The sequence below is a fragment of the Kineosporia rhizophila genome (assembly GCF_021277265.1).
GTDB lineage: Bacteria > Actinomycetota > Actinomycetes > Actinomycetales > Kineosporiaceae > Kineosporia > Kineosporia rhizophila.
In genome coordinates this window covers 673,750-685,268 of sequence record NZ_JAJSOH010000002.1, presented here as the reverse complement: position 1 = coordinate 685,268, position 11,519 = coordinate 673,750, and the positions used below count along the sequence as shown (strand labels likewise).

Annotated in this window: 12 protein-coding genes; 7 read left to right on the top strand and 5 right to left on the bottom strand. The window is 69.7% G+C overall.

Annotated features, from left to right (window positions below):
* The first annotated feature begins 329 nt into the window (after positions 1–329).
* Both LWF15_RS06490 and LWF15_RS06485 read left to right on the top strand, forming a co-directional pair.
* A complete protein-coding gene (locus LWF15_RS06490) occupies positions 330–1,181 on the top strand; it encodes a lytic polysaccharide monooxygenase (RefSeq protein ID WP_232809450.1) in 852 nt (283 codons plus the stop codon).
* Positions 1,178–1,840, top strand: a complete 663-nt coding sequence (locus tag LWF15_RS06485; RefSeq protein WP_332879880.1) for a DUF305 domain-containing protein — start codon at positions 1,178–1,180, stop codon at positions 1,838–1,840. The genes LWF15_RS06490 and LWF15_RS06485 overlap by 4 nt, the downstream gene beginning before the upstream one ends.
* Positions 1,841–1,867: 27 nt before the next feature.
* Here the strand turns inward: LWF15_RS06485 and LWF15_RS06480 are convergent, their stop codons facing one another.
* Together LWF15_RS06480 and LWF15_RS06475 are read right to left on the bottom strand one after the other, a co-directional pair.
* Positions 1,868–2,104 carry a hypothetical protein gene (locus tag LWF15_RS06480; RefSeq protein ID WP_232809449.1) on the bottom strand — a complete coding sequence of 79 codons (237 nt, stop codon included), beginning with the start codon at positions 2,102–2,104 and terminating at the stop codon, positions 1,868–1,870.
* A 230-nt stretch (positions 2,105–2,334) separates the two neighbouring features.
* Positions 2,335–3,243 carry a phosphotransferase gene (locus LWF15_RS06475; protein WP_232809448.1) on the bottom strand — a complete coding sequence of 303 codons (909 nt, stop codon included), beginning with the start codon at positions 3,241–3,243 and terminating at the stop codon, positions 2,335–2,337.
* 140 nt (positions 3,244–3,383) lie between these two features.
* Between LWF15_RS06475 and LWF15_RS06470 the strand changes: the two genes are divergently transcribed.
* Both LWF15_RS06470 and LWF15_RS06465 read left to right on the top strand, forming a co-directional pair.
* Complete coding sequence (locus LWF15_RS06470; protein WP_232809447.1) at positions 3,384–4,007, top strand: acyltransferase; 624 nt, start codon at positions 3,384–3,386, stop codon at positions 4,005–4,007.
* Between the two features lie 117 nt (positions 4,008–4,124).
* Complete coding sequence (locus LWF15_RS06465; protein ID WP_232809446.1) at positions 4,125–6,500, top strand: ATP-binding cassette domain-containing protein; 2,376 nt, start codon at positions 4,125–4,127, stop codon at positions 6,498–6,500.
* Positions 6,501–6,538: 38 nt separating this feature from the next.
* Here LWF15_RS06465 and LWF15_RS06460 read toward each other — a convergent pair whose 3' ends face one another.
* Positions 6,539–7,261 carry a GAF and ANTAR domain-containing protein gene (locus LWF15_RS06460; protein ID WP_232809445.1) on the bottom strand — a complete coding sequence of 241 codons (723 nt, stop codon included), beginning with the start codon at positions 7,259–7,261 and terminating at the stop codon, positions 6,539–6,541.
* Positions 7,258–7,737, bottom strand: coding sequence for a nucleotidyl cyclase domain-containing protein (locus LWF15_RS06455; protein ID WP_232809444.1), 480 nt, complete (start codon positions 7,735–7,737; stop codon positions 7,258–7,260). Before LWF15_RS06455 ends, LWF15_RS06460 begins: the two co-directional genes overlap by 4 nt.
* Positions 7,738–8,186: 449 nt before the next feature.
* Here LWF15_RS06455 and LWF15_RS06450 point away from each other — a divergent pair, with 449 nt between their 5' ends.
* The 3 genes from LWF15_RS06450 (at position 8,187) to LWF15_RS06440 (ending at position 10,234) form a co-directional block, all read left to right on the top strand.
* A complete protein-coding gene (locus LWF15_RS06450; protein ID WP_232809443.1) occupies positions 8,187–8,408 on the top strand; it encodes a hypothetical protein in 222 nt (73 codons plus the stop codon).
* Positions 8,409–8,527: 119 nt separating this feature from the next.
* The gene (locus tag LWF15_RS06445) at positions 8,528–9,559 is read left to right on the top strand and encodes an LLM class flavin-dependent oxidoreductase (RefSeq protein WP_232809442.1); all 1,032 of its coding nucleotides are present in this window, start codon (positions 8,528–8,530) and stop codon (positions 9,557–9,559) included.
* Positions 9,560–9,562: 3 nt separating this feature from the next.
* Positions 9,563–10,234, top strand: coding sequence for an NADPH-dependent F420 reductase (locus LWF15_RS06440; RefSeq protein ID WP_232809441.1), 672 nt, complete (start codon positions 9,563–9,565; stop codon positions 10,232–10,234).
* Between the two features lie 17 nt (positions 10,235–10,251).
* On the opposite strand, the gene LWF15_RS06435 is transcribed toward LWF15_RS06440, so the two are convergent.
* On the bottom strand, positions 10,252–11,331 hold the full coding sequence (locus tag LWF15_RS06435; protein ID WP_232809440.1) for a CapA family protein: 1,080 nt from the start codon (positions 11,329–11,331) through the stop codon (positions 10,252–10,254).
* Positions 11,332–11,519: the final 188 nt, after the last annotated feature.

Here is an 11,519-nt window from a genome sequence, read left to right as displayed (position 1 = left end):
GCTGTCAAACCTCAAAAAGGTTGCCCCGCTACAGGTCATGAGCAGGTGCGGGGAACGTAAAGACTGTGTTCGCGTCGCTGCGGAGGCGAATGCATAACGTAAATCGCGGAAAAGAAATGCAGCGGTTCCGGGCAACCTTTCCGGTCCCCCTACCTTCGGTGCGCCCGTCGTGACAGGTCGTCACGGCGCGCCCGGCAGCGTCAGGTGTCGATCAAGAGCCGGATAAGAGGTTGCAACCAACTTGTGCACGGGTGCTCACGTTCAGAAACATAGGGCCTCGCCCGGCCCGACCCGCCGAGTGCTCCATCCCTGACAGGAGTGCATTTCCCATGCTCAAGAAGGTCGTCCTCCCTCTGGCGACGATGGGCACACTGGCCGCCGGCGTCGCCCTCGCCGCCCCGGCCAGCGCTCACGGCTACGTCTCGTCGCCGCCCAGCCGCCAGGCCCTGTGCGCCAGCGGCGCCGTCTCCGGCTGCGGCCAGATCCAGTACGAGCCGCAGAGCGTCGAGGCGCCCAAGGGCTCGACCAAGTGCAGCGGCGGCAACGCCATGGCCGCCGCGCTGGACGACGAGTCGATCGACTGGCCGCACACCTCGGTCAGCAGCACCCCCACCTTCAACTGGACGCTGACCGCCCGGCACCGCACCAGCACCTGGCAGTACTACATCGACGGCAAGCTGGTGAAGGAGTTCGACGACAAGAACGCCATCCCCAACGCCACCGTCTCGCACCAGGTCGACCTGAGCGCCTACTCGGGCGAGAAGACGCTGCTGGCGGTCTGGAACATCGGCGACACCGCGATGGCGTTCTACAACTGCATCGACCTGAACATCGGCGGGACCGGCTCGGGCAACGGGAACGGGAACGGGCAGCCGACCACCGCGCCGTCCACCCCGGCCGAGACCCCCACCGAGGAGCCGGCCACCGAGGAGCCGACTACCGAGGCACCCACGCAGGAGCCCACCGAGGAGCCGAGCACCGAGGCGCCCACCACGGCCCCGACCACCACGGCCCCGGAAGACACCGAGGCCCCGGCGGAAGGCGAGTGGCAGAGCTGGAAGTGGTACAACCGCGGTGACAAGGTCACCTACGACGGCGTGACCTACGAGTGCCGCCAGTCGCACACCACGCTGCCGGGCTGGGAGCCGCCGGTCGTGCTCGCGCTCTGGCTGCCCCAGTGAGCCGTCTGCGGGCGGTCACCCTCACCGGGCTGAGCCTGGCCACCGGGGCGGTGCTGTTCCTGGGCGGATGCGGTGCGCTGAACGGGCTCTCGGTGAGCGGCTCGAGTGACGCCGCCACCGCCGAGGTGGCGGCGGCCGAGTCCACCCACGGGGCCCACGGCACCGGCACCCAGTCGGCCGCCGCCGGCCACAACGACGCCGACGTGATGTTCCTGCAGATGATGGTGGCCCGTCAGGTCGAGACGGCGAAGCTGACCGACCTGGCCACCGAGGGCCGGCTGACGAAGCAGGCCGCCGCCCTGGTCTCGGCGATCGGCATCACCGAGACCGACGAGCAGGCGCAGATGAGCGGCTGGCTGAAGGCCTGGGGCGAGCCGGCCGAGATGGCCGACGAGGCCGACCTGCACGCCGAGCACGGTGGGGTCAGCCGGCTCACCGAGTCCGACGTGAAGAGCCTGAAGTCGGCCTCGGCCGGGCAGTTCCAGACGCAGTACCTGAACCTGCTGATCGCCCAGCAGAGCAACGCGGTCGAGATCGCCCGCTACGTGGGTGAGAAGGGCAGCAACCCCGAGGTGCTCGAGCTGGCCACCCGGATCGAGACCTCCCGGTCCGCGCAGGTCAAGCAGATGCTCGGGCTGCTGGCGGAAACTCCGGCCTGAGTGCGGGACTGTCCTCGGCGGCTGCGGTCAGCAGGCGCCGAGGGCGGTCCACTCAGTGGCGTTGGGCCCGGGCACCTCGCTGGTCCCGGCGACCTCGGCCCGCCAGGCCTGGCCGGCGAACTTGACCTCGTCGTCCACCTGGTAGTCCTGGCCCGCGCCGTACGGGTCGGGGCAGGTGGACCGGGTCTGCACCCAGAAGAACGCCCCGGCCGCGATCAGGGTCACGGCGACCAGGGACGCGATGATGCCTCGCGTGGCGGTCATGAACGCACTGGTCCTTTCGGCGGGGGCAGCGAAAGACGCGACCGGGCGGATGTTCTGGAGCTAAACGGCTCGAAAGCTACCACGCAGCGACGGTACGTCCGGCCTGGTCAGGCGGCGAAAGCCGCGCTAAGTCGGACCATTGAACCGGGCCGGAAGAACGCACGGTAGCCGTACGCCTGCACCCCAGGCTTGCCCTGTGACAGCACGTCACAACCCGCGCCACTCAAAGGTCAGACCTTTTCGTGAGTCAGGCGGTGCAGAGTCCGGCGGCCCATCCGGCTCATCGTCGGGTTCGTCTCCCGGTAGTACCAGACCAGACCCATGGCCTGCTCGAACGCCCAGGCTCGGCCGCGTTCCCAGTCCAGGTCGTCGCAGCCGAGCCCGGCCCGCAGCACCGCCCGGGCCGGGCCGTCCAGCAGGTGCCAGGCGGCCACCAGGTCGAGGGCCGGATCGGCCGGGCCGAGCCCGCCGGAGTCGAGCACCCCGGCCAGGCGGATCTGCCCCGCCTCCCGCTGCACGAGCAGGTTCCCGGGGATCAGGTCCTTGTGGTTGGTCACGTCCGGGGCGGTGCGGAGCAGTTCGCGGAAGTGCTGCCAGAGCGCCCGCAGGGGTGGCACGTCGAGCACCTGCAAGCTCTCGCTCTGCCGGAAACAGGTCTCCATCCAGTCGTCGTGCTGTTTCAGGTCGCCACCCCGCCCGGAGCCGGAGAACGCCCGGCCCTCGGTCGGGATCGTGCGGATCCGGCCGATCAGCTCGGCCAGATCGCGGGCGAAGGCGGTGGAGCCGGCCGGGTCGACCTCGGTGGCGGTCGTCCCGGGCAGCCAGGTCTGCACCGCCCAGGGCAGCGGGTACCCGGGGCCGGGGGCGCCGATCGCCAGCTGCTGGGGTGCCCGGAAGCGGGTGTGGGCGGCGAGTTTCCGTGCGGCGTCGGCCTCGGCGGCGAACTCGGCGGCGATCGCGGCCGGGTCTCCCGGGCGCAGCGGGAACCGGGCGGTGAGCTCCTCGCCGATCCGGAACACCGCGTTGACGGTGCCGACCGCCTCGAGCGGGCGCACCGCGAGCCCGGCCCACTGCGGGAACTGCGCGGCCAGCAGTTCGGCCACCGTGATGGTGGAGATCGACAGCTGATCCTCGTGCACCGTACCTGCCCTCCCACTTCACCGGACCGTTCCGGAACTTAGCCGATCGGACCCGCTCGTTCACCGAAATACCGCTCACCGACGTCCAAAAGCATTGTTCACTAGTCAGGTCAAGAATCCTGTGGAACACTCCCGAACTCGTGGAGGACATGCGCTTCGACCTGCAGGGCAGGGGACACGACATCCGGATCGCACCGTCCGCCGGGGTGACCGGTCAGATCAAGGCCCGGGACGATGCGGGGCCCTGCTCGGTGCACATCGGCGAGGGTGTGAAGGGCAAGTGGAACATCACCGTCTCGGGCGGTGCCCGGGTGGTGATCGGCCGCAGCACGACCTGCGAGACCACGCAGATCGTGGCGCAGAACGGTGACGTCCTGATCGGTGAGGACTGCATGTTCTCGTTCGCGGTCGAGATCCGCACCACCGACACCCACGCCATCTACGACGTCGACGGCGGCGGCCGGGTCAATCCCGACCAGCCGATCCGGATCGGCGACCACGTCTGGCTGGGCAAGCAGGCGATCGTGCTGAAGGGCGCCGACGTCGGCTCCGGCAGCGTGGTCGGGGCCCGCGGGGTGGTGTCCGGCGTGATCCCGCCGCTGTCGGTGTGTGTCGGGGTGCCGGCCCGGGTGGTCCGCAGCAACGCGATCTGGACCCGGCGGGTGGGCAAGGGCCGGCTCGAGCACGACGAGAAGGCGATGCGGGTGGTGCAGGCGGTCCAGGCCACCGCGCCGCACAGCACCCGCAGCATCCGCAGCGCCTGAGCCGATGACTTCGGTTCTCCCGATCGGTCAGTAATCGAGAAGCGGGTTGCCCGGATGCGTGGCGCCTGCGTGACACGATGCGACTCCACGTCTGTCCGCCCGACCGATGGAGACCCGATGAGCAGGGCCACTGCGCAGCCGCCGCACGTCGCCGACACCCACGAGATCATCCGGGTGCACGGAGCCCGCGAGAACAACCTGAAAGACATCAGCGTCGAGCTGCCCAAGCGTCGGCTCACGGTGTTCACCGGGGTCTCCGGATCGGGCAAGAGCTCGCTGGTCTTCGGCACCATCGCGGCCGAGTCGCAGCGGCTGATCAACGAGACGTACAGCAGCTTCGTGCAGGGCTTCATGCCCTCCCTGGCCCGGCCCGACGTGGACGTGCTGGAGGGCCTGACCACCGCGATCATCGTCGACCAGCAGCGGATGGGTGCCGACCCGCGCTCCACCGTGGGCACCGCCACCGACGCCCACGCCATGCTGCGGATCCTGTTCAGCCGGCTGGGCAAACCGCACATCGGCGGGCCGGGCGCGTTCTCGTTCAACGTGGCCTCGGTCTCCGGCAGCGGGGCGATCACCGTCGAGCGGGGCGCCGCCACCCGTGCCGTCAAGGCCGAGTACTCCCGGGTCGGCGGCATGTGCCCGCGCTGCGAGGGCCGCGGCTCGGTCAACGACATCGACCTGACCCAGCTGTACGACGACAGCCAGTCGCTGAACGACAACCCGTTCAAGATCCCCGGGTACAGCATGGAGGGCTGGTTCGGCCGGATCTTCATCGGCAGCGGCTACTTCGACCCGGACAAGCCGATCCGCAAGTACAACAAGCGCGAGCTGCACGATCTGCTGTACAAGGAGCCGACCAAGATCAAGGTCGACGGCATCAACATCACCTACGAGGGGCTGATCCCCAAGATCCAGAAGTCGATGCTGTCCAAGGACGTCGAGTCGATGCAGCCGCACGTGCGGGCCTTCGTCGAGCGCGCGGTCACCTTCACCACCTGCCCGGACTGCGACGGCACGCGGCTGGCCGAGGGCGCCCGGTCGGTGAAGATCAAGGGCATCAACATCGCCGACGCCGCCCGGATGCAGATCAGCGACCTGGCGGTGTGGGTCGGCGAGCTGAAGGAGCCGAGCGTGGCCCCGCTGCTCGGCAAGCTGCGCCACACCCTGGACTCGTTCGTCGAGATCGGCCTGGGCTACCTCAGCCTGGAGCGGCCCTCGGGCACCCTGTCCGGCGGGGAGTCGCAGCGCACCAAGATGATCCGGCACCTCGGCTCGGCCCTCACCGACGTCACCTACGTCTTCGACGAGCCCACCATCGGCCTGCACCCGCACGACATCCAGCGGATGAACAACCTGCTGCTGGAACTGCGCGACAAGGGCAACACGGTGCTGGTGGTCGAGCACAAGCCCGAGGCCATCGCGATCGCCGACCACGTGGTCGACCTCGGCCCCCGCGCCGGTACCGCCGGTGGCCAGGTGGTCTACCAGGGTCCGCTGGCGGGGCTGCGCACCAGCGGCACGCTCACCGGCCAGCACCTGGACGACCGGGCCGCGCTGAAGCCGGAGGTCCGCGAGGCCGCCGAGGTGCTGCAGATCCGCGGCGCCGAGGCCAACAACCTGAAAAAGGTGGACGTCGACATCCCCCTGGGTGTGCTGGTGGTGGTCACCGGGGTGGCCGGGTCGGGCAAGAGCTCGCTGATCCACGGCTCGGTCGCCCCGCTGGACGACGTGGTGGCGATCGACCAGGCCCCGATCAAGGGCTCCCGGCGCAGCAACCCGGCCACCTACACCGGGCTGCTGGAGCCCATCCGCAAGGCCTTCGCCAAGGCCAACGGCGTGAAACCGGCTCTGTTCAGCGCCAACTCCGAGGGCGCCTGCCCGGTCTGCAACGGCGCCGGGGTGATCTACACCGACCTGGCGATGATGGCCGGGGTCTCCACCCCGTGCGAGGAGTGCGAGGGCCGGCGATTCCAGGCCGCGGTGCTGGAGTACACCTTCGGCGGCAAGAACATCAGCGAGGTGCTCTCCATGCCGGTGGCCGAGGCGGAGAAGTTCTTCGAGGCGGGCGAGGCGAAACTGCCTGCGGCGTACAAGATCCTCGACCGGATGGAAGACGTCGGCCTGGGCTACCTGACCCTGGGGCAGCCGCTCACCACCCTCTCCGGCGGTGAGCGGCAGCGGCTGAAGCTGGCCACGCACATGGGGGAGAAGGGCGGCGTCTACATCCTGGACGAGCCCACCACCGGCCTGCACCTGGCCGATGTGGCGCAGTTGCTCGGCCTGCTCGACCGGCTGGTCGAGGCGGGCAAGTCGGTGATCGTGATCGAGCACCACCAGGCCGTGATGGCGCACGCCGACTGGATCATCGACCTCGGCCCGGGGGCCGGTCACGACGGCGGGAACATCGTCTTCCAGGGCACCCCGGCCGAGCTGGTGGCCGACCGGAGCACGCTGACCGGCCGGCACCTGGCCGAGTACGTCGGGGCCTGAGCCAGGCCGGATCGTGGCCGGGCGCAACCGGTTTCCCGCTACTGCGTGCGCTGGTAGCGGGCGCGGACCCGGTCCACGATCCGCGCGGCCACTTCGCTGAGTTTGACGTGGTCGCGCTGACTGCGGTCCCGGATCTCGGCGAAGGCTTCTTCGGCGTTCTTGCCGGTCCGGCTTATCACGATGCCGATCGCCTGGTCGATCACCGCCCGGCTGACCAGTGCCTCCTGCAGTTGCGCGGCCACGCGCCGGCTCTCTTCCAGCAGCAGGGCGTGCGACGCGGTGACCGCGGCGGGCCGGGCAAACCTCTCCCCGACGGTGACCGACCGGTCGTCGAAGGCCTCGTGCGGGCGGCCGTAGACGTTCAGCACCCCGACCGCCCGGTCGGTGATCAGCAGCGGCAGCGAAAGGACACTGTGCACCCCGAGCCGGCCGGCCCGTGGCCCGAACCGCGGCCAGCGCGACTCGCCGCCGAGAGAACCCGAACGTTGCGTGGTCCTCGACTCGACCGCGAGCAGGCCCGGCCCTTCACCGAGGCCGTACTGCACGGCATCGACCGCCGCCACGAGCTCGTCGCCGGCCACCCTGGTGTCGCGCCCGTGGCGTTCGAGCAGCATCACCCCGGCCCCGTCGGCGCCGGGGATCGCGCAGACCGCGAACGCGGTGATCCGGGCCAGGGTGGCGGCCAGGGGCTCGTCCCCGGTCAGGACCCCGGCCAGGCCCTCGAGGCTGTCCCGCAGGTTCTGTTCGGGATCTGCCGTCATGGTGATCGGGTGCCTTCCTGGACCGGTCCACGGGGCTGCCAAGGAAGATCGAGCAGGCGTTCGACCGCTTCCTGGGCCAGCATCCCGGTGATGGACAGGGCGACGTGACCGTCACCGTCCGGCCGGGGCAGCGGTGGGCCCACCGACCGCTGCAGTCGCTCCAGCAGCGCGCTCAGCTCGTGCCAGTCGGCCACGCCCGGGCAGGCCAGGGCCACCCGGTCGGGGCCGATCCGGCGGATCGGGTCCCGGGCCCGCACCAGTCGGCGCAGATGCTTGGTGTACGACGACAGCAGGGTCTCGGCGAGTACGGCGTCGAGCCTCTTCCCGCCCGGGGTCTGGACGATCCCGGCCACCAGCACGGCACCGTGCCGCAACTGCGGGTCACCCGGATCAGCGGGGTGCCGGGCCTGCGAGACGAAGGTGTGGTTCCGGGCAGCCGGGGGTTGCCTGAGGAGAAAACCATGTCCGGTGGACATGTGTGCTCCAGGAGATTGATCGCGCTCGGAGCCTTCGGCGTTGCGTATGCATCCTGGTCGCGGGGTGTCCCCGGCGGCCCGGTCCGAAGCGGCTGTGGCCCAGCCCCACAACCCTAAGCCATCTGTAGTCGATGCATCACCCTAAGTGCCTTTCCTCTGGCAAATACTGGTAGGTCTGGTCCGGGAAACCAGATGGCGCGTCCCGGTCCGGAGCTCTGGACGATCCGTAAACTGCTGTAGGAAAGGCGTTTCCGACAGACAGGTCGATTCATTGGGCAACTGTTCGGGATCTCGGAAGCCGCATGAAGCGGTCTGCCCTTCGGGGCGAGAAGGCACTTTGTAGTGCAGTGACGGTGCAGTTCAGGTTCTTGTGGATCAGCGCTGTCGTCTTCGGGTCGGTCCGATGTGATTGTCCGGAGGGCCGGGACCGCCCGGCTACACTCCGCCGCATGGCCAAGAAGCTCTTCCCTGTCGTGCTGCGCGGCTACGACACGTCCCAGATCGACGAGCTCTTCGCCCGCGTCGACGAGGTGCTGGCGAACGGTGACGCGGACGCCCGGGCGGCGATCCGCCAGGAACTGAGCACCACGGTGTTCACCATCGCCCTGCGGGGGTACCCGCCCACCGACGTCGCCATGGCGGTCGAGCAGAGGCTCTCCGCCCTGTCCTGACGCAGGTTTTCCGGCCCCTCCGTCACCCGTGCGGCGGAGCGGGCATATCCCGGGGTGGCGTGTGGTTGAGCGAGTCGTCCACAATGTAGTTGAGCTATCAACCACCGGGAGACAAAGTCATGAGCGAGCTGGTTCTGGGCCTCGACACCTTCGGAGAGGTGCCGGTGGACGACTCGGGCGCGCCGGTGTCCCAGGCCGCCGCAATCCGTCAGGTCGTCGAGGAGTCGGTGCTGGCCGACCAGACCGGCGTGGACGTCATCGCGCTGGGTGAGCACCATCGCTCCGAGTACGCGATCTCCAGCCCCGAGACGGTGCTGGCCGGCATCGCCAGCCGCACCGAGCGGATCAAGCTGGCCACCGCGGTCACCGTGCTCAGCTCCGACGACCCGGTCCGGGTCTTCCAGCGTTTCGCCACCCTCGACGCGCTGTCGCAGGGCCGCGCCCAGGCGATCCTCGGGCGGGGCTCCTTCACCGAGTCCTTCCCGCTGTTCGGCTACGACCTGGCCGACTACGACGTGCTGTTCGAGGAGAAGCTCGACCTCTTCGTGAAGCTCCTCGACGAGAAGCCGGTCACCTGGAAGGGCACCACCCGGCCGGCGCTGCAGAACGCCGACGTGTTCCCCAAGACCGAGTCCGGCCGGCTCGACACCTGGGTCGGCGTGGGCGGCTCCCCGCAGTCGGTGGTCCGCACCGCCCAGCACGGCCTCAAGCTGATGCTGGCGATCATCGGTGGCGACCCGGCCCGGTTCGCGCCCTACGTCGACCTCTACCGGCGCGCGGCCGACCAGCTCGGCACCACCGCGCACCCGGTCGGCATGCACTCGCACGGGTTCATCGCGGACACCGACGAGGAGGCCCTGGAGGTCTACTACGAGCCGCACAAGGCGATGATGGACACGATCGGCGCCGAGCGCGGCTGGCCGCCCCGCACCCGGGCGCAGTTCGAGGCCGAGGTCGAGGACGGCTCGCTCTACGTGGGCTCCCCGGAGACCGTGGCCCGGCGCATCGCCAAGACCGTGAAGGCGCTCGGCGTGGGCCGTTTCGACCTGACCTACACGGGTGGCACGCTGCCGAGCAGCGCCCGGCTGCGCACCGTCGAGCTGTACGGCACCAAGGTCGTCCCGATGGTCCGCGACCTGGTGGAGGGCTGAACCATGACCACCGTGGGCATTCTCGGGGCCGGCAAGGTCGGCACCGTCCTGGCCCGGCTCGCCACCGCAGCCGGCTACGACGTCCTGATCTCCGGCTCCGGTGACCCGGCCAAGATCTCGCTGATCATCAGCGTGCTGGCGCCCGGGGCGCGCGCGGTCACCTCGGCCGAGGTGGCCGCGCAGGCCGAGATCGTGATCCTGGCCCTGCCGCTGGGCAAGTACCGCGAGATCCCGGTCGAGGCCCTGCGCGGCAAGCTGGTGATCGACGCGATGAACTACTGGTGGGAGACCGATGGAGTGCGGGACGATCTGAACGATCCGCGCATCTCTTCCAGTGAGATCGTCCAGCAGTTCCTGACCGGGGCCCGGGTGGTCAAGGGCTTCAACCACATGGGCTACCACGACCTGGAGAGCGGGTCGCGGCCGGCGGGCAGTGCCGACCGCAAGGCGATCGCCCTGGCCGGCGACGACTCGGCAGCGGTGAGCGAGGTGTCCGCGTTCGTCGACGCACTCGGCTTCGACCCGGTCGAGGCCGGGTCACTGGCCGAGGGGGCGCGCCTGCAGCCGGGTACCCCGTTGTTCGGGGCCAACACCGACGCGGCAACGATCCGCAGCCTGCTGGCCGAGGACTTCGAGGCCCGGGAGCAGCCGACCGTGCCCCCGGACCTCCGCTAGACCCTCGCTAGACCCCGCTAAACTCCGCAGCTTTCGGCCAGCGCGTCCTCTTCGGCGTTGGCCGCCTCGGCGGCCGACCCGGAGAGCAGTTCCGGGCGGCCGCCGCGGATCTGCGCGGGGTGCCACTTGGTCTTGACCACCCCGCCCTTGTCCACCACCACGTCGTAGACGCCGGACTTCACCGACTCGGCCCGGGTGGCGTAGAAGACGAAATTGCCCAGGCCGTAGTGGATCGCGGTTCGTCCCTGCTCCACGTGCGGCTCAAGAACGTGCGCGTGACTGCCCACGACCACCTGGGCCCCGGCCTCGGTGAGCTCGGCGGCCAGTTCCTGCTGGCGCGGGGTGGGGCAGGACTCCATCTCCACGCCCCAGTGCAGCACGACGACCACCACGTCGGACTCGTCCGCGGCGCTGCGCACCGCCTCGGCCAGCCGGCCCGGCACCTTGGCCGAGGCCAGGCCCGGCTGCGAGTCGGTGGCCGTCCAGGTGGTGATGGCGAAGTTGTCGAGCACGTCGGTGGCGCCGATGACCGAGATCCGGACCCCGTTGATCGTGGTCTGGTAGGGCGCGAAGGCCTCGTCCTCGTCGCGGCCGATGCCGATCATCGGCAGCTTCGCCTTCTCACCCGCCGCCAGGGTGTCGGCCAGCCCTTCCTGGCCGTAGTCCATCCCGTGGTTGTTGGCCACCGTGACCACGTCCACGCCCGACTTCTTCAGCGCCTTGAGAGCCTTGGCGGGCGCCCGGAAGGTGTACTCCTTCGGGGCCGGCACACCGCCGTCGGTGATCGCCGTCTCCAGGTTCACGATGGCCAGGTCGGCCTTCTTCAGCGGCTTGGAGGCGCTGCCGATGTCGCCGCCCAGTGCGCTCGCCGACGAACCGGCGAAGTGCACGTCACCCCCGAACGACAGCCGCACCCGTCCGCTCTTCGGCTTCTTGGGCTTCGGCGTGACTTCCGCGGAGGGCTGCGGCGCGGGCTCCGAGGTGGCGGGCGCTTCCGGGCCCGCCTGCAGCGACACGTCCTCACCGGAGGAACAGGCGGCCATCCCGGCGACAAGGGCAAGGCAGAGCAACGCGCCCGCCTGCTTACGACCTAACACTTGGCCCTCCCTGGCCCCGTCCCACGACGGTGCCCCATTAAAGGGGATTGTCCAAGCCATCATCAGCTCTTTGGCAACATCGGTCCCACCCGGGGGTCGGTTGAGGCATCCGGGTGTCGCCCGAACGGGCAGCCGAGCACGGGCCGCACTCCCGCCCCCGACCGATTCGGAGCATCGGGCCGGTCAGT